Here is a 21,017-nt window from a genome sequence, read left to right on the forward strand (position 1 = left end):
CCGTGTCCAAGCCTGCGCCGCGTCATCAGCTTTTCACCTGCATGCCCAGCTTCTTCAAATCCACGCCGGTATCCGAATAGGACGCGCCGGTGTAGGAATAGCTGACCCCGGTGGTGGAGCAGCTGGAGCCGGTGCTGGATACGCTGGAACCGGTGCTGCTGACCGAGGAACCGGTGGTGGACATGCTGGAGCCGGTAACCCCGGTGGACGAGCCGGTGACCGAGACCGACGAGCCGGTGACGCTGGCGGAAGCGCCGGTGGTGGACACCGAGCAACCGGTGACGCTGGCGGACGAGCCGGTGGTGGACATCGAGGTGCCGGTGACGCTGGTGGACGAACCGGTGGTGGACATCGAAGTGCCGGTGATGCTGGTGGACGAGCCGGTGTCCGACATCGAGGTGCCGGTCACGCTCTTGGAGGTGCCGGTGACCGAGGTGCTGGTCCCGGTGACGCTGGTGGAGGTGCCGGTATAAGAGGACGACACCCCGGTCATGCTTTGCGACATGCCGGTGGCCGACACGCTGGTGCCGGTCATCGAGGTGGAAATGCCGGTCATGCTCTGCGAGGTGCCGGTCACCGAGGTGCTGGTGCCGGTCAGGCTGGTGGACACCCCGGTAAAGCTGGTGGACACCCCGGTGAAACCGGTGGAAATGCCGGTGAAGCTGGTGGAGACGCCGGTAAAACCGGTGGACACCCCGGTGAAGCCGGTGGAGACGCCGGTAAAACCGGTGGACACCCCGGTGAAACTGGTGGACAGGCCGGTGAAGCTGGTCGATACCCCGGTGAAGCTGACCGACAGGCCGGTGAAGGACACCGACACCCCGGTGTAGCTGATCGAGGCGCCGGTGACCGAGGTGGACGTGCCCTTGACCGAGGTGTTCTTGTCCTGCCCCACCGCCTCCGAGCTATTGCGCTCGGTGGTCTGCTGCATGTCCCGCTCGGCGTGCACCATCACCCGCTCCGCGCCGCGCTGGTCGTCGAAGGTGATCTGGCTGGCGTTGCTGTAACGGCCCTGCTTCAAGGAACGCGTGACCAGACCGGTGTAGCGGATGTCCTTGGGCAGGTCGTAAGGCGTCGGATTGTCGCCGTTGTAGACGATGCCGGTGATCATGGGCCGGTCCAGATCGCCATCCACATAGGTGACCAGCACTTCCTGGCCCACCCGCGGCAGCGCCAGCACGCCCCAGCCCTTGCCGGCCCAGGCTTGCGACACCCGGATCCAGCACGAGGCGTCTTCTTCCTGGGTCTTGTAACGGTCCCAGTGGAAGTGCACGCGGATGCGGCCCAGCTTGTCGGTATGCACTTCCGCGTCCACCGGCCCCACCACGGTGGCGCTCTGGATGCCGGGCAGGATGGGCTTGGCCGTCAGCCGCAGCGGGCGGAACGGACGGTCGTCCGCCATCGCCCGGAACACGGCCATCACATTGCGGCCCTGGCCGCTGCTGTCCGGCCCGTCCTGCAAGAAAGTCAGCTGGCTGGCGGTCACGTAGTAGCGGCGGTTGCGCGCCGCGTCCGGGTGGCCGTCCAGCGTGAAGGCGCCGCCGGTGGCCAGGCCGCGGGCGTTGGCGGTGCCGGTGAGCTGGTGGGAATCCGCCTGCAAGGCCTCCAGCCGCAGCCGCGCCAGCCGGTCGCCGCCGGCCTGATCGCTATAGCCGGCGCCGTAGTCGTAATGCTCCAGCCGGATGCCGTCCAGGCTGGCTTGCGCCTCCTGAGCGTCGCTGTCCAGCCGGTTGGACGGCGCGTGGTAGTCGAAGTCGCGCAGCGCAACATTGGTCGGCCGCACCCGCCGCCCGCGTTGCAGCCGCTGCACCCCTTCGCGGCCCGGCACCGGACGGAATTCGTCGCCGTCCGGCAGGAAGCGCAGCAGGCCGTAGCCGGCGGTCAGATCGTCGAAACGCTGGGTGTCGGACAGCACCACCACATGACGCTCCGGCTGGTGCTCGATCCAGAAGTAAATGCCCTCGTCCTCCAGCAGCCGCTTGACGAAGTTGAGGTCGGTCTCCAGGAACTGCACGCAGTATTCGCGCGGCTCGTAAGCGTGCTCCAGCTCGAAACGGAAGTCCGGCCGCTGATGTTCGCCGAAGACCTGCTCGACGATCTGCGGCACCGTCAGCTGCTGGAACACGCGGCAGTTCTGGTTCTCCGCCAGGAAGGACAGCCAGCTGCCCAGCTCCAGCGTGTAGGTGTAGCTGTCCTGGGTCTGGCCGCTGTCGTAGCCGCCCAACACCTGGCAATGGAAAGGCCGGACGCCCTCGTCGCCCAGGTCGATGTCCACCGTCAGCCGCGAGCCGAGCAGCCCGTCCAGGTCCAGCGCCGGGTCGGCGCAGGCGATGTCGAGCTGGTAACTGGGTTCCTGCGACAGGCGTTCGTCCGCCTTGAAGCTCAACGCGACGCTGTCCGCGTCCAGCAAGAGGCTGTGCAATTCGATCAAACGCATGCGGTTTCTCCCGGGGCGGCGGATTCGGCCGGCGCGGCCGGCGGCAGCGGCACGCCCTCCCCGTCGTCGAAAATCAGTTCCAGTTTTTCGGCGGCGCTCAGGCGCACGCTGTGCAGGGCGCGGTCGGCGGCGCGCGCTTCCAGCACGCCGCGGGCGATGGCCGGCATCACCCGCTGGCGCAATAGATCGCCCACCGCGCGGCCGCTGGCCGGGTGCCTGGCCACCGCTCGGGCGATCCAGTCCGCCGCCTCGGCGTCGGCGCGCCAGTCCAGGCCGTTGGCGCTCAGGCGCTGGCCGATGTCGTCCAGGGCCTGGCGCGCGATGCCGGCCAGCGCCGGCTCGCCCAGCGGCCGGAAGGCCACCACCCGCATCCGCGCCAGCAAGGCCGGCGCGAAACGGCGCTGCAAGCGTTCGCGCGCCAGCGCGTCCAGCCGGGACTGAGAGACTTCGGGTTCGGCGGCGCAGGCGGCTTCGATCTCGGCGTCGCCCAGATTGCTGGTCAGCAGGATCAGGCAGTTGCGGAAATTGATGTGCCGCCCCTCGCCGTCCTCCATCCAGCCCTGATCGAACACCTGGTAGAACATCTCGTGCACGTCCGGATGGGCGCGGTCGAACTCGTCCAGCAAGAGCACGCTGTAGGGTTTTTTGCGCACCGCCTCGGTCAGGCGGCCGCCTCGGCCGTAGCCGACATAGCCCGGCGGCGCGCCCTTCAGCGTGGACACGGTGTGGGCTTCCTGGAATTCGTTCATATTGAAGCGCAAGAGATTGCGTTCGCCGCCGAACAGCGCCTGCGCCAGCTCGGCCGCGGTCTGGCTCTTGCCGGTGCCGGTGGGGCCGGCCAGCAGCATCACCGCCATCGGCCGCCGCGGATCGCCCAGGCCGGAGTGCGCCACTTGCAGCGCCTCCACAATGGCGTCCAGCCCGCTTTCCTGGCCCTGGATGCGCTGGTTCAGCCCTTCGCGCAGCGCCATCAGCCGCCGCGCCTCGTCCTGAGCCATCTGGGTGACCGGCACCTGGGTCCATTCCGACAGCACTTCGGCGATGGCCTGCGCGTCCACCCACGGCCGCACCAGCCGTTCGGCCCCGCTCAGGGCCTCGGCCCGCTCCGGATCGGCGCCGCCCGTTTCCAGATCCTCCAGCCAGGCGCCCACCTCGGCGCGCTGCTCGCTCAGGGCCGCGTCCAGCGCGTCGGCGCGCGCGGCGGTTTCCTCGCGCTCCCTTTCCAGTTCCGCGCCGTCCGCCGGCGCGGCCAGGCCCAGCCGCGCGTCGCTGGCGCGCCAGTTCAGCGCCTGCTCCAGCGTCATCGCGCGATGGCGCAGCCGGTCCAGCGCCGCCGGCTGGCAGCTCTGGCTCATCGCCACCCGCGCGCAAGCGGTGTCCAGCAGGCCGATGGCCTTGTCCGGCAGCTGCCGCGACGGCAGATAGCGGCGCGACAGCGTCACCGCGGCGCGCAAGGCGGCGTCGACGATGCGCACGCCGTGATGGCCGGCGAAGCGCGGCGCGATCATGCGCAGCATGTCCACCGCGGTGTCGTCGTCGGGCTCGTCCACGGCCACGGTCTGGAAGCGGCGCACCAAGGCGGCGTCCGGCTCGATGAACTGCTTGTATTCCGACCAGGTGGTGGCGGCCACCATGCGCAGCTGGCCGCGCGCCAGCATCGGTTTGATCAGATTGGCGGCGTCGCCGGTGCCGGCGTTGCCGCCGGCGCCGATCAGGGTGTGGGTTTCGTCGCAGAACAGGATGACGGGCGCCGGCGCGGCGATCACCGCGTCTATCACCGAGCGCAGCCGCTGTTCGAACTCGCCGCGCGCGCCGGCGCCGGCTTGCAGCCTGGCCACGTCCAAGGCCCAGATCTGCGCGCCGCGCAGGCCCGGCGGCACTTCGCCGCGATGGATGCGCTGGGCCAGCGCCTCCGCCACCGCGGTTTTGCCGACGCCGGCCTCGCCCACCAGGATGGGATTGTTCTGCCGCCGCCGCGACAACACGTCGATCACCGCGCGCAATTCGGCGTCGCGGCCTATCACCGGGTCCAATTCGCCGGCCGCCGCCTGATCGCTCAGGCTGACCGCCCATTGCCGCAGCACCGCGGCCGGATCGGCGGCTTCGCCTGCGGCCCCCTGGGCGGCGGTTCCGGCGGGCGCGTCGGCCGCTTCCGGCCAAGCGCCGGCCAGCGCCTCGTAACGCGCGACGATATCGTCCAGCGACAGCTTGGCCAGCGCCTGACCGATGCGATGCTGCAGCCAGCGCCGCGTCGGCTCCTCGTCCAGCCAGGCCAGCAAGAGATGGCCGCTGCGCACCTTGGCGGCCGGCGCGGCCACCTGGCTCCAGCTGATGGCCGGCGCCACGCTGCGCTCCAGCGCCGGCGAGATGTCGCGCAGCGATTCGCCGCCGGCCTCGGCGGCGTCCAGCGCCTTGCCCACGCGTTGCAAAGCGGCGGCCGGCTCGCAGTCCAGCGCCTCCAGCAAGAGCGCGACGTCGCCGCCGCCGCGGCGCAGCAGGCAAAGCAGCCAATGATCTAGGTCCACCAGCGCGTGCCGGCGCGAGCGCCCCAGGGCGGTGGCTTCCACCAAGGTGTCGTATGCGGTTGGGCCTAAGCGGCCGAAAATGCGTTCTCGGTTCACAGCGGATCCTGGAAAGATTCATACACGGTGAGAGTCCGGAGCGAGACGCCTGGGCGGGACCATGCGTCCACCCCCAGGCGCATGCGCCCCACCTTGCCTGCCAGTTCCGGCCGGGTGCGGACCTGGACCTTGATGACCGGGGCGGCCCGGCCATCGGCGAAATCTGCGGCGACGGCGAACATCGCCAGCACCGCGGGCGCGCCGCGCCGCCAGCGGGAAAACTCGGCGGCGTCGATCGGCCCTATGGTGATGTCCAGCGCGTGCTGGGCGTCCCAGATCCGGCTGCCCACGCGCCAGCTCCCCAGCCGGCGCGGCCCGCCTGCGCCTTCCCGCAGCGGAATCCAGCGGCCCTGGCGCGGCGACAAGCGCACCGGCGCGCCGAAATAGCCGGCCAGGATTTTCTGCAAGTCCGCCAGCGAGCGGCGCGGCGCGTGATAAGCGCCGGGATGGCTGCGCCGGCAGGCGGCGGCGTGCGGGTCCAACAGCGGCTCCGCCTCCGGCGCGGCGCCGGCCAGCGCGGACACGCGCTCGGCGAAGGGGTGGCGGCCGCGCTCGTAGCCCAGCGCCGGATGCATCGCCGCGCGGGCGGCGTAGTGCAGCCAGGCCAGATCGCCGCAGGCCAGGTTGACGAAGCGTTCGAAGGCGGCGTTGCGTTCCAGCCGGCGCTCGTGCAGCGCGTGCTCGGTGATGTGCAGCGGCAAGGGCCCGTAGGGCGCGAACAGGCCGAAATGGCGGCAAACCACGCTGACGCGCGGCGCGGCGTCGTCCTCCGCCTCTTCCACCTTCACCCCGCTGATCTCGCTGCTGGCGAAGTGCATGTCGGCGGCCTGTTCCAGGCCCAGCCAGTCCGGCCGGCGCCGCAGCCGGCCCGCCGCGGCGGCGTCCGGCAGCCGCCATTGCCAGGTTTCCACGCGGCGCATCAGTTCGAAGAAGGTGCGCTGCGGCTTAAGCTCCCGGATCATCTGCTGTCGTTTCATTGCAGTTCTCCGTCCGCGCGTTGGGTGTTGCCGTGCCGGCTGACCGGTTCGCCGTCCAGCCTCAGGCTGACTTCGATGCCGTCGTTGAGCGTGACCGCCTGGGCCAGCGCCTGGGCCAGCAGCCGGCCGAACAGCCAGCCGCCGCGGTCCGCGTGCATCACGGCGGCGATGTCGATGTCCACCAGGGAGGCGCGCACCAGGGCCTGCGGCGAACCGCGGCCGGCGGGCAGGAAGCCGGCTTGCAGATGCGCGGCCTTCAGGCTGTCTATGCGCTGGCGGTCCAGCGCCAGTTCCGGCTGCGCGGCCAGCCGCAGCTGCTCCGCCAGCCGCGCGGCGATGTCCTGACGGCCGGCGCCGCGCAGGCTCAACGGGTTCTGGCCGATATGGGCCACCGCCTGCCAGCAGCGCTCCAGGTCCGGAATCGGCCGCGGCGCGCTGGCCGGCCACAGGCACTCCAGCCGCGCCACCGCGCCGCCCTCGGCGCGCAGCTCCGCCGCCGGCAGGTCTTCCGGCCGCCAGCCGCGGTCCGCCACCAGCGCGCGCCCGGTCAGGGTGGCGATGTCGTCCAGGCCCAGATCGCCGGCGCAGGCGGAAATGGTGATCAGATCATGGCTGCCCAGCGCGTCCGGGCGCGCCTGGCGCGGCCCCTCGCTTTGCAGCGCCGGCTCGCGGCGCAGCGAATAGCGCGCCGCCGCCGGGGCGCTCTGGTAGCCGCCGGCGTCCAGCGCCGGCCGCGCCTCCCGCGAGCGGCCGTTGCTGTCGCAGACATTGATTTCCAGCAAGCGCCACAGGTGGTGTTCGGCCGGCCGCATCCGGTCCACCGGAATCCATTGCTCGGTCTGGTTCGGATCGTAGGGCACCGGGTCCAGGCGCTTGGGATAGAGATTGATCGCCGGGGTGGCGAACAGGCGGAACTGGCCGGCGTCCACCTCGCCTATCAGGTCCAGCGGCGCCTGGCGCAAGGCCAGGATCAGCTCGAAGCCGCGCGCCGACGGCGCCCGCGCCGCCAAGGCCGCCAGCGCGTCCAATTCCACGCTGAGCAGCCGCGCCGGCTGGGCGAAGTATTCGCGCAGCAAGCGCAAGCCCGGCAAGCCGCCCGCCTCGGCCGGCAGCAGGGCCTCGCCCTCGTCGGCGGCGGACAGGCGCAGGCCGCCAAGCGGCAACTCCAGCAGGACTTCGCCGCCGCGGCCGTCGTCGGCCGTCGCATACCAGGCGCCGACGTCGGCCAGCATCGCGCGGTGCAGCGCGTAAGCGCGCGGCAGATCGCCGGCCAGGCTCAGGTGCAGCGGCTTGGCGCCGCCCTCCGTCGCGGCCAGATCGCCCAGCGACACCGTGCCCTCCAGTTTGAAGCTCAGGCGCAAGGCGGCCTGGGACGAGGCCAGCCGCCGCGCCAGCTCGGCGGACAGCCGGGTCAGGCCGCGGCCGCACTCCGCCCGCTCCAGCCGCAGCGGCAGCAGGGTCACCTCGCGCCCGGTGGCGAAGGTGATGGGCCGGGTCGAACCCGGCAAGGTCGCCTGGATCAGGGTGCCGCGCGGCAGGCTGCGGCCGCGGAAGGCTTCCGGCGAGGCGAAGTCCGGATGGAAGGCGAAGCTGCTGATCGCCGGCGTGGCGCTCAGATACAGCGGGCAGACCTGGGCCAGCGCCTGACGCGCAAATTCCGCGCACTCCAGATCCAGCCGGGTCTGCACCCGGGCGGACAGAAAGGCCACGCCCTCCAGCAGGCGCTCGACGAAGGGATCGGCGACCGAGTTCGGCCGCAGGCCGAGCGCCGGGGCGATCTGCGGATGCTCGCGGGCGAAACGCGCGCCGGCCTCGCGCAGATGGCGCAATTCATTATTGTAGTGATCGAGGAAATTCATCCGGCCGCCCCCGCCTCCGCGGCGCGCGGCAGGCCGAAATAACCGTCCAGATAATCCAGCGTCAGGCTGAGCCGCAGCGCTTCGCCGCCGTCGCGGGTCACCGCGGCTACGTCGAAATACAGCAGCTGCCGCGCCTGCGGCCCGCTTCCGGCGCGCGCGCTCACTTCCAGCCGTTCCGGGTCCAGCCGCGGCTCGAAGCGGCGGATGGCGTCGCGGATGTGGGCGCTGACGCGCGCCGGGTCGATCCGGCTCGACTTTCTCTCCGCCAGCGGCGGCCGTCCGTAATTCCACACCGAAGTCTCCAGCTGGCTGCCCGCCGCCAGCGGCAGGCGCGCGCCGCGCAGCGCGGCGTTCATCAAATGCGCCAGATCGCGCGCGATGCTGGCGGCGAGCGTCTCGCGCCCTGCGCGGGCGGACAGTTGGTCGAATAATCGTGGCGTCATGGCTGCCCGGCGCCGCCTGGGCGACGCCGTCCCGATAGAGAGGAAAGAAGGCCGGAAAGTCCCGGCTCATAGTGCTTAAACGGCTGCGTTCAGCTTCAGGTCATAACCCGCCTTGATCACCGCGCCCATGGTTCCGTCATTGCGCTGTTCGCGGTATTCGAACTCGATCTTGGCGAAGTTGATCTTGATCTCGTCGGTGGGCAGCACGCTTTCCACATCGCCGCTGCCGTGGCCCATGATGGCGTACGGCATATTGCCCAGCGTGCGGAAGGAGGACACCAGACCGCTGGCGAAGGTGATGATCATGAAGTCCTGCTGGCCGTTGCCGGACTTGCGGCAGATCAGCTTGGCGCGCGGGATGTGTTCGCCGGTGGCGCACATCAGGAACAGCTTGGGCGAGGCCTTGTTCGAGACCATGCGGAACTCGAAGTCCTTCATTTCCACCTTGCCGGCGCCGCCGCCGCTGCCGAAGCCCCATTTGCCCGAGTTCTCCTCGGCCCATTGCCAGCTCTGGATCTGGATCAGGCCCGAGTACTGCTGGTCAGTTGATTCCCCCTCGACTCCTTCAATCTGCAGAAAGTAGTCAACCAATGCATTTGCCATGTTGCGATACTCCGAAAAAAAGTGATGGACAAGCCAGACCTGAAACGGAATGCAAGCGCCGGGGCGACTCAGGTCGTTCCCGCCCCGCGCCAAACCGGCCGCCGTCAGCTCTTGCTTAAGCTAAGCGCGGCGGTGAATGAACGGGCTATCGGAAGCGAGCCGCGCGCTAGCGAGCCCCCTCCTGCTTGGCCGACGGCAGCTTGGAAACCAGCCGCAGCGACACGGTCAAGCCTTCCAGCTGGAAGTGCGGCCGCAGGAAGAACTGGGCGCGGTAGTAGCCGGGGTTGTCCGGCAGCTCGTCCACCAGCACCTCGGCCGCGGACAGCGGGCGCTTGGATTTGGTGACCTCGCTGGAAATGCTGGGATCGCCGTCCACGTAGTTCATCAGCCAATCGTTGAGCCAGCGCTGAGTGTCTTCCCGCGATTTGAAGGAGCCGATCTTGTCGCGCACGATGCACTTCAGGTAATGAGCGAAGCGGCAGGTGGCGAAGATATAAGGCAGGCGCGAGGACAGATTGGCGTTGGCGGTGGCGTCGTCGTCCTCGTACACCGCCGGCCGGTGCACGGTCTTGGCGCCGATGAAGGCCGCCATGTCCGAGTTCTTGCGGTAAACCAGCGGCATCAGGCCGGATTCGGACAACTCGTGCTCGCGGCGGTCGGAGATGGCGATCTCGGTGGGGCAATGCAGCTCCACTTCCTTGTCCTGCGACGGCAGCACAAATTTGGGCAGCACCTCCACCGCGCCGCCGGACTCCACGCCGCGGATCTTGGTGCACCAGCCGTAGGTGCTGAAGGCGCGGGTGATGTTGGCGGCCATCGCGTAGGCGGAATTGGCCCAGCAAAAATCGCTGGCGCGGTTGGGGTCCACCTTCTCCTCGAAGCCGAACTCCTCTATCGGCTGGGTCTTGGGCCCGTAAGGCACCCGCGCCAGGAAGCGCGGCAAGGTCAGCGCCAGGTAGCGCGAATCGTTGCTTTCCCGCAGCCGGCGCCAGAACGCGTATTCGGTGGCGGTGAAGATCTTGGACACGTCGCGCGGATTGCCCAGCTCGCTCCAGTCGTCCATCTGCAACAAGCTGGGCGCGGCGGCGGAGATGAAAGGCGTGTGCGCGGCGGCGGCAATCTTGGACATCTCGGTCAGCAAGGCCACGTCCTGCGCGCTGTGGTCGAAGTGATAATCGCCCACCAGGCAGCCGAAGGGCTCGCCGCCGAACTGACCGTACTCCTGCTCGTAGATCATCTTGAAGATGGGACTCTGGTCCCAGACCACGCCCTTGTAGCGGCGCAGGGTCTTGCCCAGCTCTTTCTTGGAGACGTTCAGGTAGCGGATTTTCAGATTCTCGGTGGTGTCGGTGTTGGACACCAGGTAGTGCAGGCCGCGCCAGGCGCCTTCCAGTTTTTGGAAGTGCTCGTTGTGCAAGACCAGGGTCAGCTGTTCCGAAATCTTGCGGTCCAGCTCGGCCACCAATTGCTCCACCGTCTGCGCCACGTCCTCGCGCACCACCACCCGGCTGCGGCGCGCATAGGCCAGCAAGGTCTGCACCGCGCTTTGCACCGCCTCGGCGGCCTCATTGGTGCGCGGCCGGAACGAGCGGCGCAGGATGTCCTTCAGGCCGTCGTCCACCGTGGTTTCGGTCTGGCCGGCTGCGGCCGGCGCCTGCATCTCGGCATGGGTGCTCATCTCGCCTCCCCGTCGGCCTGGGCCGCCTCGCCCGCCGCGGCGTCGTCCGCGGGCAGATGCAGGTCCTTCAGCAGCTGCTCGATCAACTCCTCGGCCGCCACCTTGCCGTCCATATAAGTCAACAATTCCTTCAACTGGCTGCGCGCGTCCAACAGCACCGCCAGCTCCGGGATTTTCTTCACCACCTCGGCCGGCTCGAAGGACTCCATGGAGTCGAAGCTCAAGTCGATCGGGATCAAGGTTCCGTCATCGGTGATCACGTTCTTCACGTGGTAGCTGAGTTCCGGCGCGATCTGCGCCATCCGCAAGTCGAAGTTCTCCACGTCGATCTCGGTGAAACGGCGGTCCTCCACCGCGCCCAGCGCTTCGATGTTGTCGCCGGACAAGTCCGCCAACACCCCGGCTACAAAAGGCAGTTCCACCTTTTTCTGCGAACCGTAGACTTCCACGTCGTATTCGATCTGCACGCGGGGCGCACGGCTTTCCCCGATGAACTTCTGCGCATCCTTCTGTCGCGCCATGGCATATGTCCTTTCCCTGATATTGCTTGACTACCCTTGTAAAGGCCGGGGGCGATCCAATTTCGCCACCAGCGCATCCGATTCGGCGAACAGCTCCGCCATCAACTCCTCAAAGCCCGCGCCCAACATCCGCTTGGCGCGCAGCAGAAAGATGGGCGCCGGGTGCCCGGGCTCGTGCTCGCGGAAATACGCGACGATCAAGTCCAGCGCCGCCGCCACCTCCTCGCGGCTGTTCAAGGCGCCGGCCGGCAACGCGCGCGCCGCCGGGGCGGCCTCGCTCAAGACGGGCGCTTCTGCGGGGACCGCGGCAAGCATCGGCGTCAGCGCCGCATCCAGCTCATCCAGCAAGGCGTGCAGACCGGCGCAGTCAAACTGCTCGGCGAAACCCTCGCGCTGGCTCAAATCCGTCAAACCGGCCAGGCCGGCGCGCAGCCGGGACAGGTCCCGCAACGCCCGCTCCCGCTCCGCCGGCGGCGCGGCGGCCGGGTCCTTGGCCAATTGGCCGACGCGCAGCTCGCTGTCCGCGCTCAGCCGGCTGTGCGCCAGCTGATGCAGGAAGGCCGGCCCGCACAGCCAGGCCAGATGCAGCGCGTGGGTTTCACCCGCCGGCGCGTCCGGCTGCCCGGCCGGCCGGATGTTTTCCAGCGGCTGCGCCGCGATCGCGGCCAGCGCCGCCAGTCCTTCCGCCGCCCCGGCCAGACCGCGCTGGGCCAGCGCTGCGCGCAGCAGCCAAACGCCAACCCGCACATCCGCGGCCTTGCCAAGCAGGCCGCGGCAGGCGCTTTCCACGCTGATCCAGTGGAAGGGCTCCGCGCCCTTGCGCAAAGGCACCTGGCCCACCGCGTCGTATTCGCAGATCGCGGCGTCGACGCGGGCGAAGTCCGCGTCGAAATCCAGCTCTTCCGCGGCCGGGGTGTCCGGCAAGGCGATATCGGCGATGGCGTGGTTCATGGTTTCAGCGTTCATGGCGAAAGTTTGCTTCCAACGGCGGCCCTGCCCGGCCCGCCTCAATGTTTTGAATAAGGCGCCGATAAACGGCTGGCGCGCTTTCACAAAAACTCGAGAACAAAGTTATAAGCAAACGCTTGAGTCTGTCCAAATAAACGCCCGGCGGCGGGTTTACCGGTAAACACCGGGGAAACGGGGCGAAACCGCACGGCAATACAAATGCATAAACCGTTTTTCATGACGGCCGCGCATGCAAGGACTTGGGGAAATAGTTAAGCGCGCAGCCGGCAGAATGGCTTGCGGCAGAGCAGAATACGGAAGGAAGACGCTGAGTTTGACGCGGCCGCCGGCTTAATCGGCATCGATTTTCAAGGCCCGCCGATAAAATAAGCTCGGCAATCGCAAGCGCAAGATTTTATTTGCATTTTTAGCGAATATCGGCCGCGCCCGATCCATGCTCGGTGAGTGCGCAAGCACGGCGGAGCCAGTCGCGGCGCGCCGCGCGCTCGTCGGCGCGACCTGCCGGATCAAAGAAGCGATCCAGGCGGCGGACAATGTGCAAAACACATACTTATTAGGATAATTTGGAGAAAAGTTTTTAATGCCGAGACTTGTTTGGTGTAAATTGGCATAAGCCGTCTATTTTCTAAAACGCTTATGCGCAAATGGCGATTTTATTAAGCCAAGACTTAATAAATCATGGAAAGACGGATCTCAAGCGGCTAAAACGTGGAAAGTGCAAATTCACATTTTGCTCAAACTTTGTTGCATTTGATACACAAAACCCAGGCATTGGGAATAACGCTTTTTCCGCACGTTAGCATATTTAGATAGTCCCGCATGTCCGCGCGCCTTATTTGCATAAATAAAAAACAAGATCAGGGTTTTCCCTAATGATCGGCAATAAAATAAACGATTGTTTAATTTTGTAACCGTTTAGTAATTTTTATTAAATATCTTGGACGCGCTAAAAAAAATAAACCCCGTCAATGACGGGGTTTAGGATTCAGCAATTTTCATTCATTTCGCTTGCGCCGCGGCACATCGCCGCCGCGCGCTCAAGCCGGATCACATCAGTTCGCCGGCCTCCAGCGTTTTGCCCACCAGGCGCTCGCGCAGATCGAGGATTTCCTTGACCAGGGCGGCGCGCAGCTCCAGCACCAGGGCCAATAAGGTGGCCATGCGCCGGCGCGGCTCCAGCTTGGCCAGATCCTTGGGCTTCATCTGCCGGCCCTCGGCCGCCAGCCTGCCCATCCTCTGTTGCGACACCAGATTCTGCAAACCGGCGGGCAGCGACAAAGCGTCAATCGCCTTCAGTTTTTCCAGGTTCTGCAACATGCGCAGCAGGGCCGCGCGCGCCTGCAACACGATGGCCACCAGGGTGGCCATGCGCCGCGGCGGCTCCAGTTCGGCCAGATCATGGCAGCTCATGCCGTCGCCGGCGCGGGCCAATTCCTGCATCCGCCCCGGCCCCACCAACTGAGTCAGGTGGGCCGGCAAGGCCAGCGCTTCCACCACTTGCAAGCGCTCCAGCTGCGGCGCCGCGCCGCGCGCGCGGTCAGCGTTCAGCCGCAGCCAGGCCAGCGTCGTCAGCTTGCCGCCCTCCCGCAGTTCCAGCAGGGCGTCCAGCCGTTGGCGCTGGCAGGCGCTCAAGGCCTCGTTGAGCCGGGAGTAGACTTGACGCGACCCCAGCGTCAGCGCCGCCGCGCAGCTGCGGTCAATCACGCCTATGGCCGGCAGCACGATGCGCCTCTGGCGCAGCCAGGACACCATGGCCTGCGCCAGGCACAGCGGCTGATCGGTTTGAGTGGCCAGCCGGGCCAGGTGGCGCAAGACCGCCTGGCCGTCCTCGGCCCGGTACGGCCTCAATCCCAGATAGGCGTAGAGTTTGACCAGATGCTCGCGCCGGGTCTGATCGCGGGTGGCGTAGCGTTCCCAGTCCTCCTCTCGCGCGCCCAGCGCGGCCGCCACCCGCCGCAACAAACGTGGTGCGGGCTGGCAGCCCTCGTCCAGCGCGATGCCGGGATGGCGCAGATAGCACAGCAGCACGGCCACGCCCAAGCGGTTGGCGCTGCCGCGGTGCTGCTGGATCAAGGCGAAATCCTGTTCGCTGAAGGCGGTTAACTGATCTAACTCGTATTCGTCGTCTGGAGGCTCCAGCAAGCTGGCGCGCTCTGGCGGCGAGAGCAACGGACGTCTCGGCATAGTTCTCTTCCCCTGGCCTTGGCCAATGCGCGAAGCGCCGGTGTTTCTGCGGGCCGGCTGCCTCGCTTGGGCTCCACCGCTCTGACGGCGGCACTGGAGCCGGTGACGCCCTTTGCCGGCCATGTCCGCCGACGAAAGGGCTAACTAAAACATTATGAAGTTCAAGTTGCTTCACTGGTAAGCATTACTTTGTGATGGACCGCATTTGCGGTAGTTCCCGGAAATATGCCGATTTCTTAATTTGAATAGTGAATTAGTCACACGACAAAGGTTTCCACCCCCATAAAATGCCAATGTATTTATTTTTGCCATGATAAGTCCGGGTAAAAATAGCCGATGGGCGATTAGAATCACCGCATAAGGGCGCGCGCCGCGCGCTCGCCGCGGGAAAGACGGGAACTTCTGTCATTCCAAACGAATCCCATGCTTCCAGAAAGTGCTTAATATTGTCAGTTTCGCGCGCGAAGCGGGCCGCCGGTCCGACGCCGCCCACGCCTTGCAAGGAAGACGCCGATGTTCGAGTCCTGGATCCGTTTTTCCGTGCTCCTGTCGATAGGAGTCACCGTGTTGTCGCTGGCCATCACCGGCTTTCTGCTGTTTCGCTCTTTCGACTGGACCTCGCAATTGCGCGGACTGTCCGGTCCCTGGCAGCGAGAAAGCGTGAAAGACGGCGTCCGTCTCAACGCCGACGTCTTGTCGATCCGGCAAACCGGCCTGCTGGTGAACCAGGTGCCGATGATGCGATTGGAGTTGAGGGTGTGGCAGGACGGCTTCAGCCGGGAACTGACGATTGAACAACTGATAGATCTGGGCAATATGCCGCGCGCCGGCGAACGGGTGGAAGTCATGGTGGACCGCCAGGACCCGTCCCGCGCGTCCTATCTGCGGCTGGCGCCGGCGGGCGACGCGCCGCCTGCTCGCCTGCCTTGAAAACCGGCAAAGTCCGCCTCGCGCGGCGGACGAGCGCTCGCGAGGCGGGGCGCTCCTTCCGCTCGCGCGGCGCTAGGCCCGGGTGGGTTTGCGCGGCCGCCGCGCGCGCCGCTGCAACAATTCCTCCAGTTGCGCGCTGATTTCCAGCGAGGCCTTCGCGCCCAGACCCTGCTGCAGCGCGTCGCGCTGCGGCGGCGCCGCCTGGGCGAACAGCATGGTTTCCCGCAACAGGGCGTTCATCGAATCCAGCCCGCCCTGCGCATGCGTCTGCAAGCGCGCGTTGATGCGGCGCAGGCTGTCGGACACGTCGATGGAATCCGTGACCGCGCTGTTCAAACGCATCAGCTGCCCTATCTTCAGATAATCCTGCAGCTTGATGGTGCCGCTTTGGTTCATGGTCAGCACCAGGCCTTCGATAATCCTCTCCAGCGCGGCTTGCCGCGCAACCAGCATCTCCAGAATGTCATCCATATCCACTCCTCAATATCAGGCGCGTCAAAGGCAGACTAACAAGTAAACAGTTTTAAATACATATTAATTTAGACCAGTTTACGCGGCTGCCTTATCACGCCGGGTTTTTATCGGCTTATGGCATTAAATATTCAATATGGGAAATGGGTTTGGCAAGCGAAATACCGCAGGATCCGGCTATCGCCGGCGCGGTTGTCGCCAAATTGCGTCGGGAAACGGATAAAAAAAGACGGCGGGCATTGCCCGCCGCCGTTTGGAAGCTAAATCACTATTACATTAGATTCTGTTCCGCCACGTTCAGGTTCAGATCGATCATATGTTCGCTGCCGCCCTGCTCCGCTCCGGCCTTGCCGTCCAGACGCTCGGCCTCGATCGCGTCCAGATAGGCCGGCGTGATGTCGCCGGTGATGTATTCGCCGTTGAAGCAGGAGGTTTCGTAGCAGCTCAGCTTGGGGTTGACGCTGCTGACCGCCTCTTCCAGCGCGGACAGGTCCTGATAGATCACCGCGTCGGCGCCGATCTCGCGCGCGATCTCGGCCTCGTCGCGGCCGGTGGCCAGCAGTTCCGCCCGCGTCGGCATGTCGATGCCGTAGACGTTGGGGAAGCGCACCGCCGGAGCGGCCGAGGCGAAATACACTTTCTTGGCGCCGGCGTCGCGCGCCATCTGCACGATTTCCTTGGACGTGGTGCCGCGCACGATGGAATCGTCCACCAGCAGCACATTGCGGCCCTTGAATTCGCAGGCCACCGGGTTCAGCTTCTGGCGCACCGATTTCTTGCGCACCGCCTGGCCCGGCATGATGAAGGTGCGGCCGATGTAGCGGTTCTTGATGAAGCCCTCGCGGTACGGCAGGCCCAGGTGGTTGGCCAGCTGCAGCGCGCTGGGGCGACTGGTGTCCGGGATGGGCATCACCACGTCGATGTCCAGCTCCGGCAAGGCGCGGCGGATTTTCTCGGCCAGCTTTTCGCCCATCACGATGCGCGCCTGGTAAACCGAAGCGCCGTCTATCACCGAATCCGGGCGCGCGAAGTACACGTATTCGAACAGGCAAGGCGCGTGGCGGGTGTCGCTGGCGCAGCTGCGGGCGTGGAATTCGCCGTCGAAGCTGACGAAGACGCCCTCGCCCGGCTGCACGTCGCGCAGCAGGCTGAAACCGGAACAGTCCAGCGCCACGGATTCCGACGCGAACATGTATTCGGTCTTGCCGCTGTTGACGCAAGTGCCTATCACCAGCGGGCGGATGCCGTTGGGGTCGCGGAAGGCCACCAGGCCGTAGCCGGCGATCATCGCCACCACCGCGTAAGCGCCGCGCACGCGGCGGTGCACCGCCTCGATGGCGCCGAACACCGCGTCCACGCTCAATTCGTTGGCGCTGAGGCGCTGGGTCAGCTCATGGGCGAACACGTTCAACAACACCTCGGAATCGGAATTGGTGTTGATGTGGCGCAGATCGTGGCGGAACATGTCCGCCTTGAGCTCTTCGGTATTGGTCAGGTTGCCGTTGTGCGCCAACACGATGCCGAACGGCGAGTTGACGTAGAACGGCTGCGCCTCGGCCAGGCAGGAGGCGGAGCCGGCGGTGGGATAGCGCACATGGGCGATGCCGGCCGCGCCCAATAGGGAACGCATATTGCGCGTGCGGAACACGTCGCGCACCATGCCGCTGCCCTTGTGCATGTGAAAGGTCTTGCCATTGGCGGTCACGATGCCGGCGGCGTCCTGACCTCGATGTTGCAGCACCTGCAAACCGTCATACAGCAACTGGTTGACCGGAGCCTGACCGACCACGCCTAGAATTCCACACATCTTTTGCTCTCTTCCCTACTACTAAAGAAACGGACAAAAAAACAAGACAAAGAAAAAGGCGGAATCTTGAAGTGAAGATATCAAGATATTCCGCCTTGTTCACCAGCTACCCGGTGTAGTGGAGGTTATCGGCCAGCATCGCCGGTAACCAGGGCCTTAATGATAAGGCCACCGATTCAAATGGCGCCGAGAGCACGGCATTCCTCCACATGGGTTGTCGCGGCAGATCGCTCAAGCCGCCCACCAAAACCAGGGCCGTCACCAGCACCAGCCCGCGAGCCAGGCCGAACACAGCCCCGAACAATCGATTGACTCCGCCCAGCCCCACGCTGTCCAGCATGCCGGTCAGCGTGACCCGCAGCAAGGCCGTGGCCAGCCAGGCCAGGAAAAACACCGCCACGAAACCGGCCACCAGCCGCAAGCCTTCCGAACTCAATTCGCCGGGCAAAAACGCCGACACCACCGGCGAAAACTGCTTGGCGCACCAGAAGGCGATCAGCCAGGAGCCCAGCGACAGCACTTCGGCCACCAGGCCGCGCATCATCGCCACCAGGATGGAACCGGCGATGATGGCGATGGCAATATAGTCGAAGATGGTCATGACGGCTACTTGGTCACGATAATGCCGTTAACGCCGGCCTTGGCCAGCTTCTGCAAGGTGGCTTGCGCCTCGGCGCGGCTGTTGAACGGGCCCACCCGCACCCGGGTCACCTCGCCCTTGCTGGTCTGCACCTTGCTGAAATGAGCGGACACGCCTATCGACGACAGCTTGGACTTCAAGGCGTCGGCCTTGTCCGGGTCCGACAGCGCCGCCAGCTGGATCACCGATTTGCTCTCGCCCTTGGCCGCCGGCTCCTCTTTCCTCGCCGCCGGCTTGTCCAGCGAATCGAAGCGTCCTTCCAGGATAGCCGCCGGGTCCGGCTTGCGGGCCGGCTTTTCGTCCAGCTTGATTTCGGGCTTTTTATGCTCGGGCTTGGCCGGTTTCGGCTCCGGCTTGTGTTCGGGTTTGGGCTTGGCCTCCGGCTTGGGCTCCGGTTTGACTTCCGGCTTGGGCTCGGGTTTCGCCGCGGGGGCCGGCTGCGCGGCCGGCATCGCCGGCGTCATCGTGGACAGATTGGCCGCCAGTTCGGTGGCGCCGGGCTTGGCCGCGGGCGAGACTTCGGCCAGCGCGGCGGAGGCCGCGGACGGCGCCGAGGCCGGCTGGGCCGGCGGCGGCAAGGCGCCCGCCGGCGCTTCGGCGTGATTGGCGGCCGGCGCGGAAGCGCCCGCGCCCAGCACTTCTATGGACTCCGGCTTCATCTGCTGCTCGGGCAGGCGTCCCACCACGTTCCACAAAACGACGGTGGCGACGGTAACCAAGACGACAGCGCCCACCAGACGGCGTCTGGCGCGCTTGCGCAACAGGATCAACTCCTCGTGGGTGGATAAAGCCATGCTTTCCTCAAGCCGGGTGTTGCCGGGCTTCCATCACCTCGGCAACGGTGTGGAAGGAACCAAAAACGACAATTCTATCACTCTCCTCCGCCTGCGATAAGGCCGCCGACCAGGCTTGCGCCACGGTGGCGAAGGATTGCACCCTCTCAACGCCCATTTCCGCCAGCCTGGCGGCGATGCGTTCGCCGCTCTGGCCGCGGGGCATGTCGAGGCCGCCGACGAACCAGGCGTCGAACGCCTCGCGCGCCAAGGCCGCCACCTGTTCCAGGTCCTTGTCTTCCAGCATGGAGAACACCGCCAGCCGGTTGCGGGCGAACGGCAGCTGCTTCAGGCTGGCCGTCATCGCCTTGACCGCGTGCGGATTGTGGCCCACGTCCAGCACCACAGCCGGACGGCCCGGCAGCACCTGGAAACGGCCCGGCCACTCCACTTCCAGCAGGCCGCGCTTGACCGCGCCCAGGTTCACCGGCAGCCGCGGTTTCAAACACTCCAGCACGGCCAGCGCCGCCGAGGCGTTGACCATCTGATAGCCGCCGCGCAGCGCCGGCAAGGGCAAGGCGTGGCGATGGGCGTCGCCCATGTGGAAGGACCATTGATTGTCCATGCGCTGATAGCCGAAGTCCGGCCCGTACAGCTTCAGGTCCGCGCCTATGGCGCGCGCGTGCTCGATCAGCCTGGCCGGCGGGTTCGGGTCCGCGCACAAGGCCGGCTTGCCGGCGCGGTAGACGCCGGCTTTCTCGAAGCCGATGTCCTCGCGGTTGTCGCCCAGGATGGCCTGGTGGTCTATGTCCACGCTGACCACCACCGACACGTCCGGCTCGAAGATGTTGACCGCGTCCAGGCGTCCGCCCAGGCCCACCTCCAGCACGATCACGTCCACTTTTTCGGCGACAAAGCTGTGCACCGCCGCCAGGGTGCCGAATTCGAAATACGTCAGCGAGGTGTCGCCGCGCGCGGCGTCTATCGCCTCGAAGCTGGCGACGATGCGCTCATCGCTGGCGGGCGCCAGATCGATGGCGATGCGCTCGTTGTAACGCAGGATGTGGGGAGAGGTGTAAGTGCCCACCTTGAAGCCGGCGCAATGCAGCATGGCGGACAGCATCGCGCAGACCGAGCCCTTGCCGTTGGTGCCGGCCACCATCACCACCGGGCAGGACGGTTGCAGTTTCATCGCGGCGCGCACCCGCTCCACGCGGGCCAGGCCCATATCGATGGCGGTGGCGTGCAGGCTTTCCTGCCAGCTCAGCCACTCGGCCAGAGTCTTGTGTCCAGTCATTTCGTCTCAGTGTCGTCCGCGGCTTGAAACCACAGCAAATAAGTCCGCAAGCGGCGGCGGCCGTCCGCCGGCGCCGAATCCGGCCACACCATCAAGGCGCGCCGGCGGCCGCCGATGCGCACATTCAATACCGTCAGCCAAGGGGTGACGAAGCAATCGTCCAAGGCCTGCGCCGGCAGCGCGGCTTCGCGCCACACGCTCAGCCGCCCCAGGCCGTCCACTTCCAGCCGCCGGAAACGGCCGGCGTCGCCCCAGCCGTCGGCGCGCAGCGCCCGCATAAGCAAGAAGGCCTCGGCCGGCAACAAGGCCAGCCAGATGGGCGGCAGATGGCGGATCACCGCCCAGGCCAGCAGCGCGGCGGCGGAAACCGTCAGCGCCAGCCAAAGGCGCGAAGGCCTCAGCTCGAAGCCGAAAGGCTCCAGCCGGGGCCGCCGGTTCATGGTTTAGAGATCCAGCGCCGGGGTGTTGCTGATGTCGGCGTCCACGCTGTCGATCACCGTGGAGTGGATCTCCACGTCGAACCATTCCCAGAAGGCTTTCAAGGACAGATCCTTGGGCCATGTGTCTTCGTCCTCGTACCAGGACGCCAGTTCCATCTTGAACAATTGTTCGTAGATTTCGTCGATGTAGGCGACGCCCTCTTCCGGCTCGTCGAACTCCGGCAGCAGGATCACGGTGCAGTCGGTGCGCAGGCTGTCCAGCGCCAGATCCATGTCGTTGTCCGGGGCCTGGTTCAGCCAGTCCAGGAACGGTTGTTTCGGTTTGATCACGGCCACCGAGCGGTCAACGAAGTACATAGCATGCCTT

General features: G+C 66.3%; 18 protein-coding genes. 1 reads left to right on the top strand and 17 read right to left on the bottom strand.

Translation table 11 applies throughout. The features are described 5' to 3' along the window. Positions 1-25: 25 nt before the first annotated feature. The 10 genes from AB1Z25_RS10545 to AB1Z25_RS10590 all read right to left on the bottom strand — a co-directional run bounded on the left by AB1Z25_RS10545 (position 26) and on the right by AB1Z25_RS10590 (position 14,292). Positions 26-2,437 carry a type VI secretion system Vgr family protein gene (locus AB1Z25_RS10545; RefSeq protein WP_486637209.1) on the bottom strand — a complete coding sequence of 804 codons (2,412 nt, stop codon included), beginning with the start codon at positions 2,435-2,437 and terminating at the stop codon, positions 26-28. Then, positions 2,428-5,058: a type VI secretion system ATPase TssH gene (gene tssH, locus AB1Z25_RS10550; RefSeq protein ID WP_227108460.1), complete on the bottom strand. Its 2,631-nt coding sequence runs from the start codon at positions 5,056-5,058 to the stop codon at positions 2,428-2,430. The genes AB1Z25_RS10545 and tssH overlap by 10 nt, the downstream gene beginning before the upstream one ends. Continuing rightward, positions 5,055-6,035: a type VI secretion system baseplate subunit TssG gene (locus tag AB1Z25_RS10555; protein ID WP_107799090.1), complete on the bottom strand. Its 981-nt coding sequence runs from the start codon at positions 6,033-6,035 to the stop codon at positions 5,055-5,057. Before AB1Z25_RS10555 ends, tssH begins: the two co-directional genes overlap by 4 nt. Next, positions 6,032-7,894, bottom strand: a complete 1,863-nt coding sequence (gene tssF / locus AB1Z25_RS10560; protein WP_227108461.1) for a type VI secretion system baseplate subunit TssF — start codon at positions 7,892-7,894, stop codon at positions 6,032-6,034. Before tssF ends, AB1Z25_RS10555 begins: the two co-directional genes overlap by 4 nt. After that, positions 7,891-8,337, bottom strand: a complete 447-nt coding sequence (locus AB1Z25_RS10565; protein ID WP_107799088.1) for a GPW/gp25 family protein — start codon at positions 8,335-8,337, stop codon at positions 7,891-7,893. Before AB1Z25_RS10565 ends, tssF begins: the two co-directional genes overlap by 4 nt. 75 nt (positions 8,338-8,412) lie before the next feature. Further along, positions 8,413-8,940 (bottom strand): Hcp family type VI secretion system effector, encoded by a 528-nt coding sequence (locus tag AB1Z25_RS10570; protein ID WP_039755389.1) that lies wholly within the window; start codon positions 8,938-8,940, stop codon positions 8,413-8,415. Positions 8,941-9,106: 166 nt separating this feature from the next. Beyond that, on the bottom strand, positions 9,107-10,618 hold the full coding sequence (tssC, locus tag AB1Z25_RS10575) for a type VI secretion system contractile sheath large subunit (RefSeq protein ID WP_107799087.1): 1,512 nt from the start codon (positions 10,616-10,618) through the stop codon (positions 9,107-9,109). After that, positions 10,615-11,139: a type VI secretion system contractile sheath small subunit gene (gene tssB / locus AB1Z25_RS10580; RefSeq protein WP_107799086.1), complete on the bottom strand. Its 525-nt coding sequence runs from the start codon at positions 11,137-11,139 to the stop codon at positions 10,615-10,617. The genes tssC and tssB overlap by 4 nt, the downstream gene beginning before the upstream one ends. 30 nt (positions 11,140-11,169) lie before the next feature. Beyond that, entirely contained in the window at positions 11,170-12,105 is a 936-nt protein-coding gene (locus AB1Z25_RS10585) for a type VI secretion system ImpA family N-terminal domain-containing protein (RefSeq protein WP_486637210.1), read from the bottom strand. A 1,050-nt stretch (positions 12,106-13,155) separates the two neighbouring features. After that, positions 13,156-14,292: a DUF4158 domain-containing protein gene (locus AB1Z25_RS10590; RefSeq protein WP_158274267.1), complete on the bottom strand. Its 1,137-nt coding sequence runs from the start codon at positions 14,290-14,292 to the stop codon at positions 13,156-13,158. A gap of 513 nt (positions 14,293-14,805) precedes the next feature. Between AB1Z25_RS10590 and AB1Z25_RS10595 the strand changes: the two genes are divergently transcribed. Continuing rightward, positions 14,806-15,222, top strand: a complete 417-nt coding sequence (locus AB1Z25_RS10595) for a hypothetical protein (protein WP_199225851.1) — start codon at positions 14,806-14,808, stop codon at positions 15,220-15,222. Between the two features lie 72 nt (positions 15,223-15,294). On the opposite strand, the gene AB1Z25_RS10600 is transcribed toward AB1Z25_RS10595, so the two are convergent. The 7 genes from AB1Z25_RS10600 to AB1Z25_RS10630 form a co-directional block, all read right to left on the bottom strand. Continuing rightward, positions 15,295-15,693, bottom strand: coding sequence for a hypothetical protein (locus AB1Z25_RS10600; RefSeq protein ID WP_107799084.1), 399 nt, complete (start codon positions 15,691-15,693; stop codon positions 15,295-15,297). A 271-nt stretch (positions 15,694-15,964) separates the two neighbouring features. Further along, a complete protein-coding gene (purF, locus tag AB1Z25_RS10605) occupies positions 15,965-17,500 on the bottom strand; it encodes an amidophosphoribosyltransferase (protein WP_107799083.1) in 1,536 nt (511 codons plus the stop codon). A gap of 106 nt (positions 17,501-17,606) precedes the next feature. Further along, a complete protein-coding gene (locus AB1Z25_RS10610) occupies positions 17,607-18,101 on the bottom strand; it encodes a CvpA family protein (protein WP_048415279.1) in 495 nt (164 codons plus the stop codon). Between the two features lie 5 nt (positions 18,102-18,106). Continuing rightward, complete coding sequence (locus tag AB1Z25_RS10615; protein ID WP_486637211.1) at positions 18,107-18,934, bottom strand: SPOR domain-containing protein; 828 nt, start codon at positions 18,932-18,934, stop codon at positions 18,107-18,109. Positions 18,935-18,941: 7 nt separating this feature from the next. Continuing rightward, on the bottom strand, positions 18,942-20,210 hold the full coding sequence (gene folC, locus AB1Z25_RS10620) for a bifunctional tetrahydrofolate synthase/dihydrofolate synthase (RefSeq protein ID WP_486637212.1): 1,269 nt from the start codon (positions 20,208-20,210) through the stop codon (positions 18,942-18,944). Further along, complete coding sequence (locus AB1Z25_RS10625) at positions 20,207-20,650, bottom strand: protein YgfX (protein WP_486637213.1); 444 nt, start codon at positions 20,648-20,650, stop codon at positions 20,207-20,209. The genes folC and AB1Z25_RS10625 overlap by 4 nt, the downstream gene beginning before the upstream one ends. A gap of 3 nt (positions 20,651-20,653) precedes the next feature. Further along, a complete protein-coding gene (locus AB1Z25_RS10630) occupies positions 20,654-21,007 on the bottom strand; it encodes a hypothetical protein (protein ID WP_107799079.1) in 354 nt (117 codons plus the stop codon). Between the last annotated feature and the right edge of the window lie 10 nt (positions 21,008-21,017).

Source organism: Chromobacterium sp. HL1 (genome assembly GCF_057418835.1).